This window comes from Coleofasciculus sp. A1-SPW-01 (assembly GCF_040217205.1).
GTDB lineage: Bacteria > Cyanobacteriota > Cyanobacteriia > Cyanobacteriales > Coleofasciculaceae > Coleofasciculus > Coleofasciculus chthonoplastes_A.
The window spans coordinates 1-17626 of the sequence record NZ_JAVJNP010000207.1 but is presented as its reverse complement, the minus strand read 5'-3'; the positions used below and the strand labels follow the sequence as shown (position 1 = coordinate 17626).

The following is a 17626-nucleotide window of genomic DNA, read 5'->3' as shown; positions in this document are numbered from 1 at the left end:
TAAGCTGTCATGCATTTAAATTGGGTATTAGTAGCGAGCAAGATGCAAAGCCTGCGGCATGGCTTCGCTAAAGCCTGCGGCATGGCTTCGCTAAACGCACTACAAGGATTGCGCCATTATTGATATTAAGGTTTAAATGTCGAACAGCTTATTTACTCAAAAAATAGTTCTTGTATAGTAAAAGATGCTAAAAATTATGTCGAAGCAATTAAACCACAATCTAAGAAATCTCCGTGACCTATCCAATTTAACAAACACACAACCCTTAAAGAAACCACCGCCTCAGCTAGATCAGGCAAAATTTTTCAGCAAAAGCTTGCGATTAGTCAGGGGTCAAGTTGAAAATAAGGGGGCAATAGCGTCAGGAAAATGGATGTGAGTCAAGAATTTGATTACGATTTAGTGATTGTCGGTGCTGGCGTCGGTGGACATGGCGCTGCCATACATGCTGTTAGTTGCGGCTTGAAAACCGCAATCATTGAAGCATCGGAGATGGGCGGGACTTGTGTGAATCGCGGTTGTATCCCGTCAAAAGCCCTATTAGCCGCATCAGGGCGGGTGCGTGAGTTACACAATACTCATCATCTGAAATCCTTGGGAATTCAGGTGGGTGGCGTAGAATTTGACAGAGGCGCGATCGCGAACCATGCCAATACCCTGGTAAGTAAAATTCGTGGCGATCTCACCAACAGCCTCAAACGCTTAAAGGTGGATATCATTCCCGGTTGGGGTCGAGTAGCAGGACAACAAAAAGTAACGGTGACGACAGACGAGGGTGAAAAAACAGTCACCGCCAAAGACATTATCCTCTGTACAGGTTCCATTCCCTTCGTCCCCCCCGGTATTGAACTCGACGGGAAAACCGTCTTTACCAGCGACGATGCCCTAAAGCTGGAATGGTTACCTAAATGGGTGGCAATTGTTGGCAGTGGTTATATCGGGTTAGAGTTTGCTGATATCTATACCGCCCTAGGGTCAGAAATTACCATGATTGAAGCCCTGGATCAGTTAATGCCCACCTTTGACCCCGATATTGCCAAACTCGCTAGCCGGGTGCTGATTTCTCCCCGCGATATGGAAACCTATTCCGGCACTCTGGCACAAAAAGTGACTCCGGGTTCACCCGTTGTGATTGAACTAGCAGATGCTAAAACCAAGGAAGTCGTGGATGTCTTAGAAGTGGATGCTTGCTTAGTCGCCACGGGACGGATTCCGGTAAGTAAAGATTTAGGCTTAAGCGCCGTAGGCGTGGAAACAGATCGCAGAGGCTTCATCCCTGTCAATGATCAAATGGCAGTGTTATCCGGCGAGGAAGCCGTTCCCCACCTCTGGGCAATTGGTGACGCTACTGGGAAACTGATGCTGGCACATGCAGCATCAGCTCAAGGAGTTGTCGCCGTGGAAAATATTTGTGGGCGTCATCGTACTATTGACTATCGCAGCATCCCCGCCGCCGCTTTTACCCATCCAGAAATCAGTTACGTGGGACTCACGGAACCCGCCGCCAAGGAACTCGGTGAACAAGAAGGATTTGAAGTTGCCTCAGTGAGGACGTATTTTAAAGGAAATTCCAAAGCGATCGCGGAAGGAGAGGCGGATGGGATTGCCAAAGTTATCTATCGTAAAGGTAGCGGTGAAATCCTCGGAGTTCACATTTTCGGCATCCACGCCTCTGACTTAATTCACGAAGCCTCAAACGCGATCGCCCAGCGACAGTCGGTGAATACTTTGGCATACTTAGTCCATGCTCATCCCACTTTGTCAGAAGTCCTTGACGAAGCCTACAAGCGAGCCGTTGCCAGTCATTAGATAAGGCAGGAGGCAATAGGCAATAGGCAATAGGCAATAGAGTTTTTTGGACAAAGGACAAAGGACAAAGGACAAATGACCAATGACCAATGACGAAGGACAAATGACCAATGACCAATGACCAAAAACAAATTCGCCGTCGTCCACCTAATCCGGCGGTTGACCTGAATATCTTACGTTATCAAGTTGTTCTCCCAGATGCCCAGCCACGGCATATCCTAGAAGAAATTGTCTGGCATAAAGAAAAAGAAGTTGACCAGATGCGGGAACGGCTGAACTTAGCTCAACTGCGGAAACAGATCGAGTCAGCCCCGCCAGCGCGGGACTTTAAAGCGGCATTATTAGCGGCAAAGACTCGTCCCGCCTTAATTGCTGAAGTGAAAAAGGCATCACCGAGTAAAGGCGTGATTCGGGAAGCATTTGACCCAGTTGCCATTGCCCGTGCTTATAAACAAGGGGGGGCGAGTGCCATATCCGTGCTGACGGATAAAAAGTTCTTCCAAGGGAGTTGGGACAATCTCAGCTATGTCAGGGAAACTGTAAATTTACCAATTCTGTGTAAAGAGTTCATCATTTATCCTTATCAACTCTACCTGGCTCGGAGTCGTGGCGCTGATGCGGTGTTGCTGATTGCGGCTATTTTGTCGGATCAAGACCTACGGTATTTTGTCAAAATTGCCAATGGGTTATCCATGACCCCTTTGATCGAAGTGCATACTCTGGATGAATTAGACCGCGTGTTATCGGTAGATGGCGTTACCCTAGTAGGTATAAACAATCGCAACTTGACAGATTTCTCGGTTGATTTGCAAACGACCTGCCAACTTCTGGCAGCACGAAGTCAGCAGCTTGAAGAACGCGGTATTCTGGTTGTCAGTGAGTCAGGACTGCATAAACGTGCTGATTTAGAGCAGGTCGCATCGGCGGGGGCTACAGCCGTACTGATCGGTGAATCATTGGTCAAACAGCCTGATCCAGCCCTAGCCGTTACCAATCTGTACTCGTTCAACTGAAGCGCGATCGCGAATTCGTCTTTTGAGGTAAACCCGGTTTCATGGAGCCAATACCCCTTCCGTCTTATATTCACTACGAACTGCTACTACAGATGCTAGAGCGTCATACTGCCTTTGCCACGAATCAAAACCCCATGATTCGAGAACAGGTGCATCAATTGATTGTTGCACTCCGCAAAGCGTTAGCCCAGCAGAAACAACTCGAACAAACCTGTAATCGGCTCAATTTACCGGTTGAGTACCGTTGGTCTCTCAATAGTGTCAATGTTGAGTCAAAATCATCAGATAATGGTTTTCCCCTAGATTCGGACACCAAAACTTAGTCATGAGATAGTGGTGTCATTCGGAATTAGGCGATGCTCAAAGGTTGAGGATAACGCTCATGGATAATAAGTTGATGCTGATGATTCCCGGACCAACACCGGTGCCTGAACAGGTTTTGCTGGCGTTAGCTAAGCATCCGATCGGACATCGCAGTGGGGAATTTAGTGCCGTTATGGCAGAGGTAACCCAAAACCTAAAATGGTTACACCAGACTCAAAATGATGTTTTGGTGTTAACGGTGAGTGGTACGGGTGCCATGGAAGCCGGGATTATTAATTTTTTGAGTCCCGGCGATCGGGTTTTAGTCGGAAGTAATGGCAAATTTGGCGATCGCTGGGCGAAGATGAGCGCGGCGTTTGGTTTAGAGGTGGAGACGATTACGGCATCGTGGGGTCAACCCCTTGATCCGGAGGAGTTTCGTCAAAAGCTGGAGGCGGATACGAATAAGACGATCAAAGCCGTCATCGTTACCCATTCAGAAACCTCCACCGGGGTACTCAATGACCTGGAAACGATTAATCGTTATGTCAAAGACCATGGTCAAGCTCTAATTATTGTAGATGCAGTAACCAGTGTGGGCGCGGTCAATTTACCCATTGATGAGTGGGGGATTGATGTGGTGGCGTCTGGTTCTCAGAAAGGCTATATGATTCCCCCAGGGTTAGGGTTTGTTTGTGTCTCGGATAAGGCTTGGCAAGCCTACGAAACCGCTAAACTGCCGCGCTTTTATTTAGATTTGGGAAGCTATCGCAAAGCAGCACAAAAGAATAGTAATCCGTTTACGCCTCCAGTCAATTTAATGTTGGGACTGCAAACGGCGTTGCGAATGATGAAAGCTGAGGGGTTAGATAATATTTTTGCTCGTCATTACCGCTTGATGCAGGCAACGCGGGCGGCGATTGAGGCGCTTTCCCTTCCTCTATTTGCTCCGGATAATGCCGCAAGTCCAGCGGTAACGGCGGTAGCCCCTACGTCGATTGAAGCCGAAAAAATTCGTAGCGTGATGAAAAAACGTTTTGATATTGCTCTAGCTGGCGGACAAGATCACTTCAAAGGCAAAATATTCCGTATTGGTCACTTAGGCTTTGTCTGCGATCGCGATATTTTGGCAGCAATTGGGGCGCTAGAAGCCACGTTGCGGGAATTAGGTTATGAGTCCATGACACCAGGAGCCGGAGTGTCAGCAGCCGCTCGCGTCTTGACTCAATCGTAGGTTAAGCCATAAACGAGACACCCAAGACGCCAAAAAAGAGCGGGTCAACTAGCGACCCGCTCTTTCTTGTAGAGGACTCAACGGTCAATGGATCATAAGGTATGAATTTCAACGGTTTAGACGTGAATGGATTATTCCCAAAGCGTAAGCATTTAGACATTCTTCATTTTCTCCTGACCGATTGTTTGAGTTTCAGACTGTTTCCAGCCAGTCATAGATTTGGTCTAATTGCTGCAATGTTACTAAACCGTACTGCCACAGAATCATTGGTAATGGTCCTGGGTCTTGTTCCCGACGTCGTTGAGCGATCGCAATGGAATCAGTAGAAATTGCCAATTCCTCTTGCAAAAATCGTAAAAATTCAGAATAGGTTGCAGGTGCCATAATGGCTGTTCACCTCCTTATCGGCTACTATTGTGGAATCAGCGTCCTGCCTCCTTTAGCAATGGGTAGACAGATTTAATACTGTCTACTAGCTGAGGGTTCTTTGCTTATTGTGATAGGTTAATCCGGCACTGCTTGTGTCCTAGATCACTGACCATCTAAGATCTTGATTGATCGAGTTGAAAACTCACTGGATGTGCTGACCAGGTATCGTTTTAACCTTCACCCCCCATCAACTTGAGGGTAATTTTAGTTAACTCACTTCACACCACTAAAAGCTAGTTGCAGACTACACCCCTACTTGGTCGTGTTAATGGGTAGCCACAGCTAAGACAGGTCACTACCTCGTCGTCAGATAGTCTTTTATGAGAATCTATCTTACGAAATGTTAACGTAATTTCGTATAAAGATCTTTACATTGTTGATTTAAGTTTTCAATGATGTTAATCAAGTTTTAAGATTCTGACGAGGGATTAATCTCTTCCTCTAGGAGGATGATTTTTAGGCGATCGCCTACTTGTAGTCCCAGTTGAGCGGCTCGTCCCCCAGGGAGTTCAATCACTTGGTCAACCAGAACCCCTGGTCCATAGGTAGGACAGGGAGTGGAGATACAGGGGGGAACATTTTCCGCGATCGCTTTGACCTCGCCATCTCGCAAAAAGATCATATCTAGGGGGATTTTCACATTCTTCATCCAAAAGCTAGCGCGTCGCGGTGGGTTCAAGGGAAACAACATCCCCCGATCTGGCGCTAAAGCCGTGCGATACATCAATCCGATCTGCTGTTGTCGAGGTGTCCTAGCCACTTCGAGTAAAATCAGCTGATCACCGATCTGGGTTTGAGCGCTAATAGGTAACATCTGACCGGAATTAGAGGATGACGAGGAGAGGGATGGCGGTTCTGGAAGTTGTTCGCCAGATTTTAAGGGGGTGCCATCGGCGACAGGGTTGGAACCGGATGCCGAACATCCAAACAGTATCAGACTAAGCGTGATTCCGAATAGGCGAGTATGATAGGTCATGAGTTTAGGTTAGGGAGATGGGGTTGTAGAGACGTGCCATGGCACGTCTGGGAGCAGGGGAAGATGGGGGAGATGGGGGAGCTGGGGAAGCAAATAACCAATGACGAATGACAAATGACAAATGACAATCAAAACCGTTAACTTTAATTGTTCCCACCCACTTAACTAAGATTCTCGTAAAACATACCCGACACCCCGGACAGTTTGAATAAGACGCTTGTCACCCTCATCTTCAATTTTCAGGCGTAGATACCGGATATACACCTCAATCACATTCGACTCACCCAGAAAATCGTATCCCCAAACATTTTCCAGAATTTGTTCGCGAGTTAAAACTTCACGGGGATGGGTCATCAAATACTTAAGCAATTCAAACTCTTTCATCGTCAAGTCAATCACTCGTCCTCCCCGCATAGCGCGGCGCGTCGTCAAATCTAACGCCAAATCCCCAAATCGGAGTTGTTCACTCGTATTGGTATCCGGTTCTAGATACAGACGTACCATCTGCAAAAAGGCATCAGCGCGGTAGGGTTTAAGGAAAAAATCATCAGCACCCGCTTCTAAACAGGCGACTCGATCCTCAATCGTGTCGCGAGCGATGAGTAAGAGTAGGGGGACACGAGAACCCGCTTTTCTCAGGCGAGTACATAAACTGAGACCGGATTCGCCAGAACCAGAAAGCGATTGATCCACAACCATCATCGCGGGTTGGAGTTCACAAGCTTGATGCCAGCCGCTAGGCGCATCTGTCGCAATAACCGTATGATAGCCAGCTTCTATTAGATCTAGGCTCATGCGTTGAGCTAGACTTTCATCGGTTTCTACGAGCAAAACACAGGGATTACCGTCAAGGGGAGCAGATTGCATAGATGGCACTGGTGGTGAGTCGTTGGATGTAACACCGGAATTTCCTCTATTGTTCTAGCATGACTGGGCGAGTATCATTCCGCCCAGAGTGACAGAAATAACTCACCCGTTCACATTTCCCTTGTTCAACTTCTGCCAAGGTATACTAGCAGCCATCACTCTCCTGCTAATCTGAGAACATCGTCAATAATCTTGTCAGTTAACCACATTCCCTGAGTCCGAAGCCTGATGATAATGGGGGCAATTAATGGTAAATATCCTAACTGTTTAGCTTTGACCAATACACCGAGAGTGCCTGTGTATTTTAATTCATACAAATTAGCGATACGTCGCGCCAATTGGTCATCAAAAACCAGTAAACTGTCTGGGTTTTCTAAGCCTAAGGCTATCACCTCAGCTTCACCCTGTCCTAAATCAACGATAGCAGGAATAAGGGCAGCGGACGCAACTGGACGAATTTGAATCCATTCGATAGCGTTGACTATTGGTACATCAACCCCTTGCCGTTTACCGACTTCTAGTTCTTGGGGTACAGCAGGGGGTACGGTAATTGTACTGTATAGTTGTTGCAGGAGTTCTAAGCAATTAACTTGGTGAAGATAGAGTAGGGGTGATGTGTTGACAATAATTAGGGGTTCAGGCATTGTGGACATCCTGTTCTAATTCTTCTGGGGTTAAAGAGAAGGGAGATACCTGATAACGCCCTAGTAACATCAGAAATTCTACTCGTGAGATTCCGGCTAATTGAGCGGCGCGTCCGGATGAGAGTTTTCCCAGTTCAAAGAGTTTTACGGCGGCTAATAGCTGGAGTTCTCTTGCAATACTTTCGGGTGTTTCTTTGAGACTGATTAATATTTCTTCAGGAATATCGAGTTGAATTGTACTCATGGTTGATATCTCCGTGGGGAATAGTATGGTCGTAGTTATTCCTAGGGTAGCTGATGGAGTATAAAGCCTAGTGATCGCGCTAGAGATTAATGGCATAGCTGGTTTGCTGGTGGATTGCCTTTAATGACCTTAACAAGGAATCCTACCCAACTGGATATCATCAGCGGATTGGGGCAGACGCGCGATTGTGTCCAGGTTGCAGGACGGGTGGAACTTATCTACAATAATCAAATGATCTCTATTCGGAGCGACCATTGACTGCGATTAGCCTCAATCCTATGAAATCTTTAGACCATGGCGAACAAATAGAATTATTTCAATCATTCAAACCGACTAATCTTATATTTTTTAAACCTAAATTTACTTTCGTAGACTTATTCGCCGGAATCGGTGGATTTAGAATTCCCCTAGAAGAGTTGGGGGGTAAATGTTTAGGTTACTCAGAAATAGACAAAGAAGCTGTTAACGTCTACAAGAAAAATTTTATTAGTTATATAAATGCAGATGAACTATATTTAGGAGACATAATAGCGCTGCATAAGTTGCCGTTTGAGGTCGATATTTTGGTTGGTGGTGTCCCTTGTCAACCTTGGTCTATTGCGGGTAAATTACAAGGGTTAGATGATCCGAGAGGTAAGCTATGGATTGATGTGTTTAGAGTTGTCCAGGTGAACCAACCCAAAGGATTTATCCTGGAGAATGTTAAAGGGTTAACAGAACCCAGAAATAGACCGATCTTGAACTACATTATTCAGAGTTTAACCCAATGTGGTTATCAGGTTAAGTTTCAAGTGCTTAACTCTTACGATTTTGGTTTGCCTCAAGATAGAGATCGAGTATTTATCGTCGGCATTAGAAATGACATAGAAAAGAGTAAAAGCTTTGATTTTCCTAAGTCTTTAGGTAAGCCGATTAAGCTCTATGATGTCATTAATGGTATTGAGCGTTGTCAGTTTACTAAGAAAAAATTTCCTGCCGAGATTTTATTTGATGGAAAAATCCCAGCCGCCAGAGGTAGATTTCAAAAAATCGATGAATTAAATGATTTTTTTATTTTCGCTGACATCAGAGATGGACATACTACGATTCATTCTTGGGACTTGATTAAAACAACGACTAGAGAAAAATTAATCTGTAAAACGATTTTAAAAAATAGACGAAAGAAGATCTACGGTCCTAAGGATGGTAATCCCTTAAGCTTTGCGATATTAAGCGAGCTTGTTCCCGAACAGAGCCGGAAGCCTATAAAAAGACATTCATCAAAGAAATTTATAGAAAGAGAAAATTTAAGCGACTTACCGCGCAAGACTACGCCAGATTGCAAGGGTTTCCAGAATGGTTTCAACTGGCGGATAATGAAGCGACGGCTAAGTATCAACTGGGAAATGCTGTTTCAGTTCCTGTTGTCTATCATTTGGCAAAATCTTTACTCAATGTTATTTTGTAGAGGGAATTTACATGGTGGCTATTAGCAACACAAATCGGTCAAAAATTAAAAGATATTTAGAAAAATTCATCGATGAATTAGTCAATGAATATAAAGGTCGAGAAAATTGCCGAGCAACGACAAGGGTTAGATAACCGGACAAATCAACTAAATAATTTTGTTAATTTGTATTTATGTGAATTGTATAGCTATGCTAAAATAAAAAACAAATTTAAGTAATTCTTATGGTATCAACTGAAAGCACTTCAAAAACTGAATTCCACCCCAATTATCCTACAATTGGTATCATTGGTTGCGGCAATATTGGAGGAAAACAAGCCGCTAATTTTATAGATCACGGTTACTCGGTCTATGTCTACGATCTTGATCAAGATTCTATGGCACAATTGCAATCTTTAGGTGCAAGAATTACCCAAAGTTGTGCCGAACTTGCAACCTGTTCAGATATAATCTTTACCGCATTACCAACTCCTGATGATGTGATCACAGCCGTACTCGATGGTGAACAAAACCTGAGCCAAGGATTGCAACCCGGAAGTGTTTACGTGGATATTAGTACCAACTCTCCCGAAACAATTCTCAGAATTCATCACGCCATGGAAAAACTGGGAATTGAGATGTTAGATGCCCCCTTTAATGATTGCTCGGAAGGGGTTAAAAGTCAACAAGGTATGGGTTTAGCGATTCTGGTTGGTGGCTCAAAGGGAACCTTCGAGCGAGTTGAACCCATCCTTCAACTAATGGCAGATCAGGTTCTTTATTGTGGAGAAATTAGCTCCGGAACTCGATGCAAACTTATCCACAATGCTGTTAATGCGATCGCGGTTCAAGCCGTGAGTGAAGGAATTACGTTGGGTTTAGCTTCAGGAATCGACCTACAAACGATTTGGGATGTGCTACGTTTGGGATCATTTGGTCAGAATCCTGGGGACATTCACGGCTTGCCTTACTATTGGTTCTCACGACGCTGTGATGATTTATCTCAACACCCTGAATTTACTGTTCAATTACTCCATAAAGATTTGCGACTGGCTCTGGAGTTGGCTAGTCAGCATGACATTAGTGTTCCTCATTTAAGCTTAACCATCAAAGATTATGAAGAAGCCGAGCGATGCCAATGGTCTGATTATGCTACGACTAAAGTCCGCTGTCTACAAGAAGAACGAGCTGGAGTAATTGCTCAAGATTCTCCTCAGCTATAGCGCTACGCGCTAGGCAATGGGAAATAGGCAACCCAACTCTTTTTGTCCTTAGATTAAGGCTTCAGCGATTGCCGTCTTCAATAACTCATCTACGGATATCCCTGCTGCTTTTGCCATACATGCAACAACACTTTTAGGAGAAAAAGAACAGTATAAACCTGCCTCTAAAAACCAGGGTTGTCCTTGGGGATCAATGCGAAAATCAAACAAGCTATAATGACGACAACCTAGCGCTTTGTGACATTGTTTAGCAACGTCTTGAACCTTGGTGGTTATCGGATCGGTTGTGTCAACTATCCAAGCCTTTTCATTATTCTTAGCAGCACAAGTTAATTCACCTGTCTCTGTTTTTTTTAGTTTGTCGCTATAATTACGAATTGGATGATTTTGAGTATTGACTGAATATTCTTCTAAAGGGAGTCCAATTAATGTTCCATTTTTAACAAAAGTCCCACATCTTACTTCTCTTCCGAGTTCAATATAGTCTTCAACTAAGACTTCATCGGCATAGTGAAAAGCTTGGGTTAAGGCTTCATCATAGTCAGCCCTATTTTTCACGAGCGTAACTCCTAAAGAGTTATCCGAATTAGCCGGTTTAATTACAACAGGTGGCATTAAATTGGGGGTGTCTCCTTGGTGTAATAGTTCCCCATAAGGGACTTTTACCCCTGCAGCAGCAACAATAGCTTTGGCTTTAGCTTTATGGGCGGTTAATGCCATCAACTCCGCTTTATTGCCCACATAAGGAATATTTAAGAGGTCAAATAAACCTCGATAGTAAGTCATTCCAGGAAGACAAAACATTTGCGGTAAGACGACGTCAATGTTTTGTGTCGTAATCCACTGTATGGCTTCAGCTAGAGACATGGGTTTGGCTGCATCAATGTCTTCTGGTGTCAACGATGACGGAAAACGCCACAATCTATCAGGGGTAATATAGGCAATAAAAAAATTATAGCGTGAGGGATTAGCGGTTGCTGTGATACAGTCTTTAGCATAAAGACGGGATAAGTCGCCATAAAACTCATTTTCAGCAGAACCCACTAAATGAAGAATATTCAGCACTGACATGATTGAATCTCCTGATAATTTTAAAACAAGATTTAAGTGCTTTCTTGGGCAATAAAAAACTGAGATCCTAAATAAATCAGACCCCCCGCCGCCATACCCGGAAGCACTTCATAAACTATACCCGATAAATCCAGTCCCACCTTCCAGAACAACGCCGCCGCAATTCCCCCGAACATCATCGCGATCGCGACTGGCGTGGTTACCGATTTTTGCCAAACCCGTAAGATTAATAGTGGTCCCAAACTAGAGGCGAGAACTGACCAGGAAAATGTAATCAAGGCAAAGACATTATCATCTCCGGCTAAGGCAATACTCAAGGTAATTACCGTCACCATTAAGGTTCCTAACTTGGCATAATTATATGAGTGCGCCAATCCTGGAAACAGGTCTTGAGTTAACGCGGCTGAACAGGATAAAATTTGGGAATCCGCTGTCGATATTGTAGCGGCAAAGAGTCCCGCTAGCATCATTCCCACTAAAATAGGGGGCAATAATTCCAGGGCTAAATAAGGTAGTGCTAATTCTGGATCACCATTGATTAACAAATCTGGCAAAAGCACCCGCGCAGCCATCCCCACAGCCATCGCTGAAGACGAGGTAAAGAAAGCGCAAATCACTTTAATATCCCGTGCTAAACCAATCTTATTCGCCGAATTAATTGCCATTGCCCGAATTAAAATATGAGGTTGACCCACGACACCAAATCCGGCGGCAATCCAGCCAATTAAAAAGGGCAAAAATCCCCACTCCAGATCCTTTGGACTTAAACTGACCAATTCTGGATCAATAGCGTCAAGCTGTGTCCAGAATCCAGCCAATCCGCCACAATTTGCGATCGCTACCACCACCAACAGTACCAGAGAACCAATCATAATCGTGGCTTGCACCGCATCCGTCCAAATTGAAGCCCGAATTCCCCCCGAAAAACAGTAAATCATCACCACAATCGCGCCAACAATCACACCGAGGGAATAATTCCAATTAAACACCGCATGAAGTGCCTTCCCTCCTGCAACTAATTGCGCCGCCGCATAAGATCCCAAAAACGCGATCGTAATTAATGCTGAAATTGCCGTAATCCAGCGAATTCCTTTGGTTTCTTGACCCAGGAAAGAGGACACCGTATCGGCAGAAATTTCTTCAGAAACCTGTCTGAATCGTTTAAATACAAACCACCAGGCAATATAATCTCCGATCATCCAGCCAAGGGTTAGCCAAATCGCCGATAATCCAATCGTGTAAGCAAAGCCAACTTGACCGATAAATAGTAAACCACTTTGACCCGTCGCCATCGCTGAAAGGGCAGTTAGCCAGGGATTAACATTGCGGCTGGCAAGGAGGTAATCAGTTGTCGTATTTTGCTTTTGGGTTGTCGAATAAATGCCGACGCCAGTAAACACCAAAAGAAATATGATAAAGGTAGCTGCAATCATTACTGAATTATGAATTAAGGATTAAATCGCTCAACATTGAAAGGCATAATAATAAAGCTAACGGTTGAGATTAGAGAACAGGGAACAGGGAACAGTAAGGGTTTGAGGGCGATTTACAAAACTTAATACGGTGCTGCTTTCTTTTCTCCGACTACTTATGGCATCATAGGCTGTTCCCATAATTTAACCTTTTACTCTCGATTTTATTTATTCTCCCCCAGCTTCCCCAGCTTCCCCGGCTTCCCCGGCTTCCCCGGCTTCCCCAGCTTCCCCGGCTTCCCCAGCTTTTCAATCTCCCCCCAATTCCACCAACTTACCAATATTAAAATCAATCCTGATCCAGCCCTGCATTCGGCGCAGATTATCCAGCAACAATAAAGGAATTTGCCAGTGGTGTACCATCAAAAACGGTAGCGGATCATTCACCTGAAAAATTGCATCTTTCCCGCCAAACACTGTCTTAAACCAGCGCCGGATATCCCCAAATGAACGAATCTCATTCAACCGCCAAACTTCGTGATATAACCAGTAGGTTGGCTTGCTTTCCGGCAATGGCTGCAAGGGTTCAGGTAACGGCGTGTCACTCAAATACGCCTCTGCTACTCCGGGATGGTTATAAAACATGGTAATTGCCGAATGCGTGCGGGGATTACACTCGATCGCGTAAACTGTCCCATCCTCTGTCTTGATAAAATCAAAGGAGGTTTGTCCCGTCAAATTCAATCCCTGGACAAACCGACTCACCCACTGCAAAATATCCGGCTGATCCACGTTTTCATAATTCACTTGAAACGCCGACGATTCACAGCAGCAGTGTAGTCGTAATTCCCCATTCCGCACCGTACTATGAGTACAGTATTCCTTACCCGGAATAAACTCTTGCATAATCCAGGGTTTCTCCTCACTGATGGGTAAACTCTTGACAAATGCAGCAGTTTCTGATGGAGTTTTACAGGGAAGTTTAGTTAAGTTTAAACGCCGCACTGAGTCGTAAGGAATACTCTTCAGGATATACTTCCGTTTCTCTCCTCGAAAGTCAAAATCAATCACCTGTTGCGGATCAGTAATTTTAAAGGATTTGGGTACAGATAAGCCAAATTCCCGTGCTTTTTGGGCAAAAGCAAACTTATCATCCAGCAGTTGAGTGACATCTGGATCAAAGTGGAAAACCTCACAACATCCCGATAATACAGGTTTGGCTAAAGAGTCATAATAACTAGCGACGGGACTACAGACTGGAACATAAACATCCACATTTTCCTGTTTGGCGATCGCGAGTAGCCCTTCCATGTAGCCATCGGGATCTTTATTGGGCGCCGGAACCGTATAAAACCGATCCACCGCCCGAGAAAATCGATGTCCCACTAGCCAATATTTATGGGATTCTACTAAAATAACCCGATGTCCATCGGCGTAAAATGACCGCGCCAGTTGCAGCGATTTGGTCATTTTCCCCCCAGTCAGCATAATCGTTTTCGGATTGGGGTTAGCCACTTTGGGGTTCTGGAAGGGGCGAGTGAGACTATCCCACACCAGCGCCACGACGACAACGGTTAAATTAAATGGAAACGCGATCGCGAGTAAGGTTAATGTCCCCAGGTTTTGCAGTATGGCGAGAATAAGTGAGTTAGTCATTTGTCAAGAGTAGGGGTTTGGTCACCAAACCCCATTTAATCAGGAAATTGAGGATTAAGTCGGGGCGGGTTTAGTTACATTTTGGTGGGGTAATAAAGGATAGTTGTGAAACCCGCCCCTACAGATGTCCGTTTAAACCCGTCGAATTAGGGTCAAACCATCACGCAAAGGTAAGACAACCTGTTCCACCCTGGAATCATCCGTAACCACCTGATTAAATTTGGCGATCGCGTCTCCATTCGGTGTCCGTTCTTCTTCTGCTAAATAAACCTGTCCTTGCAGTAAGGTATTATCCACACAAATTAACCCGTCTGGTGCTAATAATTGGGTGTCTAGGAGCGTATGATAATAATCCACATACTCCTGCTTATCGGCATCAATAAATACAAAGTCATAGGACTCACCCGCTTTCGCTAATTGACGCAATGTCTCCAAGGCTGGCGCAACTTTTACAGTAATTTTGCCACCATGCGGTGAAGCTTGGAAACAGGTTTGGGCAAAACTTGCCACATAGTCATCCACTTCACAAGCGATCACTGATCCATCATCAGGTAATCCTTCCGCCATCGCCAAAGCAGAATACCCGGTGAACATCCCAATTTCCAGAACCCGTTTCGCCCCAGTCATCTTGACAAACATCTTTAAGGTTTGTCCCTCAATATGTCCAGATAACATCTCCTGTTCTAACTGGCGCACTGTCTCGCCATCGGAGAATAGTCTACTCCAATCTTCAGTGCAGGTTTTCTCTACTAAGGCGGTTAAGGCGGGAGAATCTGGAGTTGTATTTTGATTCAGGTAGGGTTCAAGTTTAGCCGCGAGTTGATAGGCTTTTTTTAGAGAACTTGCCAGTTGGGGGTGTTGCGCGGCGTCTACTAATTCCAGGGTTTGTTCAAGCTGTTCGACTAGAATTCCCAGGGGAGTAACCGGACGTGCGATCGCTTCTTTTGTTACAGTTTGCATGATTTTTTCCTTAATGATGTGGCAATTTGTACCAAACGTTGCTGGGTAGAGACGCGCCATGGCGCGTCTCTACATAGGTTGAGGGGATAGAATTATTCCAAACCCAAATCCTTGAGATACATTTCTACGCCAGCACCACCATCAGGGAACATTGCACAGACGGCTTTATGATCCGCTACCGCCGCTTCCAGTACATCTGGGGGGACTTCTTTGGCATAATCACAGACACCGATACCACAGGGTAGAGGTGCCCACAGTCCGCCATCTCCCCGCTTACGCCGCATATTTTGCTGACCCGCAATCATCAGATCAATGTCTTCTAAGATAGGATGATAGACACTCAACCCTAGAGAACGAATCAGTGCGAGAATGCGATCGCGTTCTGTGGGTTGCAACCAACCTAATTTCGTCGCTAAGGTTGCGCCATACGCCATTCCTGTCGATACTGCATGACCATGCATTAACTTAGCGGCGGGTTCATAACGGGGACTCCAGGTGTGACCATAAGCATGAGGGCGATCCTGATACGTCTCGAACATATTCGTTCCCTCATATTTCATATAGGAGAATAATGCCCGATAAATCACCTCATCCGCAACCTTGGCTAACTCTTCATCATCTCCTAACGTTGCGAAGTGAGTTTCTACCAAGCGCGAACCATAGTCTTCCAGCAGTTCAAACAGAACCGGATCATCCGTCACCGCCATCTTAATAATTTCCGCCATCCCATTCCGGATATGACCCGTGGCGAGGGTGCGGAAAAAAGTGCGATCGACTAAGGTTAGTACGGGTGGATGATAAGCCCCGATACTATTCTTAAATTGTTTACCATTGGTACAAGTACGCGGACTCGGACCGGCGTCAATCGCCGCGACTATCGTTGTCCCCACCATAATATAAGGCGTGCGACGGTGTTGTAAGGCACAGGCTAATCCCGCCACATCACTGAGAACCCCCCCACCAATCACTAATACGGGTTCATTGCGAGAGACATCACAGCCGTCTTTTCCTAAAAATTCCAGCAGGCGATGCACCGTTTCTGGGGTTTTATCCGCTTCCCAAGCGCGACAGACATTCATCTGGAGGGGAATTTCATGGGTGTCAAAATACTGACGCACCGATTCCCCGTACAACTTATCTACTGTTTGGTCAATGATGGCGACACAGCGACCCCGACTATTATAGATTTCCGCTAGGGTTGGGTTAGAGGGGTCGAAAATGCCCTGAATTAGCTTGACTTGCGCTTTTAGGGTAAAAGTTGCAGTGACTTCAAACGAGCGACTATCATTCCCCGGAACGATTTCTCCCGACCCGGTATACCATTCCGAGGTGCGATACTTGGCTCCATGTTCGACTCCAATATTGTTAGCGTCTCGGCTTGGCAATGAGTCAATTAAATCTTCTCGGATTGTCTCCGTTAATCCGGCTTGAGGAAAGGTTGTTTGTGGAGTCATTGTAGATTGGTTTCTCCTGTACTTATGACATGAAAAGGTGTTGTAGCGTTCTGAAATTATTGGCAGCGAAAATTAACTCGATGCCAGGGGAAACACTGTTATAAAATTTGGCAATTCATACCAGAGAAGCCGCGTAGACCAGCACTGAATGACACTGATTTAAGGGAGTAAGCACAAAGCGATTCTAGATCGCTCACAGGCTTACCTACAAACACTTAATTCAGCACTATTCTGTTTAAGGCTTCTCTCAAATTGACCCAAAACACAGGAGTTCTGGTTGATTCAATTATCCTCAACCAAGTAAGTCATCAGGGGTTATCCTGATTGACGATGTTTTTCCAATGGTGGTATTGAATTTTGGAAAAAAGGACAGAAAACCAATATCTAAATTGCTAACCTGAAAGCCCTAGTGCCAAGGGAGTACAATAAGTAGACGACTCACCTTGACTCGCTTGACAGGTAATCCTGACAAGCAGATCGAGTCTTCCATTAGCGGGTTTTGGGTTAAATACTTTTTGTCAAAATGCCCGTTGGCAAAACGGTGAACCAATTGATTTTGTCAAAGGGTCTTACTTACAAAGCAAACTTGGCTTGCCACCGATCTTACGCCTCACTAGCGCCGTTGTTGCCAACCAATAGTCTGTTTGATCGGTAGGCTTCCATTTTAAATTACACCCGTGATTAATTTGCTGATCAGGGTTCAGCGGTTTTGTGGTAAGATCCGTCATTGCTGCTCTAAATTTTTCATCAATCATCGAAACTCCTTTGGGTCCCAAACCCTGTCTTTATAAGACAGCTTTACAATTAAATGCTGGTTTTTAAATGGATATAATCCCAGGAACCAGCAAAACCTGTAATAAGTCCCTTCGCTCACCTAGTCCAAGATGTCTTGGCATTACCCAACG

At 45.0% G+C, this 17626-nt stretch carries 16 protein-coding genes and 1 pseudogene; 6 read left to right on the top strand and 11 right to left on the bottom strand.

Features of this window, described 5'->3' with window-relative positions; translation table 11 throughout:
* Positions 1 to 375 precede the first annotated feature (375 nt).
* The 4 genes from lpdA (at position 376) to RH949_RS30175 (ending at position 4359) form a co-directional block, all read left to right on the top strand.
* The gene (gene lpdA, locus RH949_RS30190) at positions 376 to 1809 is read left to right on the top strand and encodes a dihydrolipoyl dehydrogenase (protein ID WP_446358396.1); all 1434 of its coding nucleotides are present in this window, start codon (positions 376 to 378) and stop codon (positions 1807 to 1809) included.
* A gap of 110 nt (positions 1810 to 1919) precedes the next feature.
* A complete protein-coding gene (gene trpC, locus RH949_RS30185) occupies positions 1920 to 2822 on the top strand; it encodes an indole-3-glycerol phosphate synthase TrpC (protein ID WP_446358394.1) in 903 nt (300 codons plus the stop codon).
* 41 nt (positions 2823 to 2863) lie between these two features.
* Positions 2864 to 3145 carry a DUF5340 domain-containing protein gene (locus RH949_RS30180; protein WP_446358392.1) on the top strand — a complete coding sequence of 94 codons (282 nt, stop codon included), beginning with the start codon at positions 2864 to 2866 and terminating at the stop codon, positions 3143 to 3145.
* A 59-nt stretch (positions 3146 to 3204) separates the two neighbouring features.
* The gene (locus RH949_RS30175) at positions 3205 to 4359 is read left to right on the top strand and encodes a pyridoxal-phosphate-dependent aminotransferase family protein (RefSeq protein ID WP_446358390.1); all 1155 of its coding nucleotides are present in this window, start codon (positions 3205 to 3207) and stop codon (positions 4357 to 4359) included.
* A 192-nt stretch (positions 4360 to 4551) separates the two neighbouring features.
* Here RH949_RS30175 and RH949_RS30170 read toward each other — a convergent pair whose 3' ends face one another.
* The 5 genes from RH949_RS30170 to RH949_RS30150 form a co-directional block, all read right to left on the bottom strand.
* Positions 4552 to 4743, bottom strand: a complete 192-nt coding sequence (locus RH949_RS30170) for a DUF2949 domain-containing protein (protein WP_006100242.1) — start codon at positions 4741 to 4743, stop codon at positions 4552 to 4554.
* Between the two features lie 454 nt (positions 4744 to 5197).
* Complete coding sequence (locus RH949_RS30165; RefSeq protein ID WP_006100103.1) at positions 5198 to 5764, bottom strand: DUF192 domain-containing protein; 567 nt, start codon at positions 5762 to 5764, stop codon at positions 5198 to 5200.
* 165 nt (positions 5765 to 5929) lie between these two features.
* A complete protein-coding gene (gene nblR / locus RH949_RS30160) occupies positions 5930 to 6631 on the bottom strand; it encodes a response regulator transcription factor NblR (protein WP_006100066.1) in 702 nt (233 codons plus the stop codon).
* Positions 6632 to 6786: 155 nt separating this feature from the next.
* Positions 6787 to 7275, bottom strand: a complete 489-nt coding sequence (locus RH949_RS30155; protein ID WP_446358387.1) for a DUF3368 domain-containing protein — start codon at positions 7273 to 7275, stop codon at positions 6787 to 6789.
* Positions 7268 to 7519, bottom strand: coding sequence for a UPF0175 family protein (locus RH949_RS30150; protein WP_006100212.1), 252 nt, complete (start codon positions 7517 to 7519; stop codon positions 7268 to 7270). Before RH949_RS30150 ends, RH949_RS30155 begins: the two co-directional genes overlap by 8 nt.
* Before the next feature lie 278 nt (positions 7520 to 7797).
* Here RH949_RS30150 and RH949_RS30145 point away from each other — a divergent pair.
* Positions 7798 to 8966: pseudogene (locus tag RH949_RS30145) on the top strand (DNA cytosine methyltransferase).
* A gap of 224 nt (positions 8967 to 9190) precedes the next feature.
* Positions 9191 to 10168: an NAD(P)-dependent oxidoreductase gene (locus tag RH949_RS30140; RefSeq protein WP_446358385.1), complete on the top strand. Its 978-nt coding sequence runs from the start codon at positions 9191 to 9193 to the stop codon at positions 10166 to 10168.
* Positions 10169 to 10216: 48 nt separating this feature from the next.
* Here RH949_RS30140 and RH949_RS30135 read toward each other — a convergent pair whose 3' ends face one another.
* The 6 genes from RH949_RS30135 to RH949_RS30110 form a co-directional block, all read right to left on the bottom strand.
* Entirely contained in the window at positions 10217 to 11239 is a 1023-nt protein-coding gene (locus tag RH949_RS30135; RefSeq protein ID WP_446358383.1) for a D-alanine--D-alanine ligase family protein, read from the bottom strand.
* A 32-nt stretch (positions 11240 to 11271) separates the two neighbouring features.
* Positions 11272 to 12672, bottom strand: coding sequence for a sodium/proline symporter (locus RH949_RS30130; RefSeq protein WP_446358381.1), 1401 nt, complete (start codon positions 12670 to 12672; stop codon positions 11272 to 11274).
* Between the two features lie 288 nt (positions 12673 to 12960).
* The gene (locus tag RH949_RS30125; protein WP_446358379.1) at positions 12961 to 14307 is read right to left on the bottom strand and encodes an ATP-grasp domain-containing protein; all 1347 of its coding nucleotides are present in this window, start codon (positions 14305 to 14307) and stop codon (positions 12961 to 12963) included.
* 132 nt (positions 14308 to 14439) lie between these two features.
* Positions 14440 to 15267 carry an O-methyltransferase gene (locus RH949_RS30120; protein WP_446358377.1) on the bottom strand — a complete coding sequence of 276 codons (828 nt, stop codon included), beginning with the start codon at positions 15265 to 15267 and terminating at the stop codon, positions 14440 to 14442.
* Between the two features lie 92 nt (positions 15268 to 15359).
* Complete coding sequence (locus RH949_RS30115) at positions 15360 to 16721, bottom strand: sedoheptulose 7-phosphate cyclase (RefSeq protein ID WP_446358375.1); 1362 nt, start codon at positions 16719 to 16721, stop codon at positions 15360 to 15362.
* 569 nt (positions 16722 to 17290) lie between these two features.
* A complete protein-coding gene (locus RH949_RS30110) occupies positions 17291 to 17476 on the bottom strand; it encodes a hypothetical protein (protein ID WP_446358373.1) in 186 nt (61 codons plus the stop codon).
* Positions 17477 to 17626: the final 150 nt, after the last annotated feature.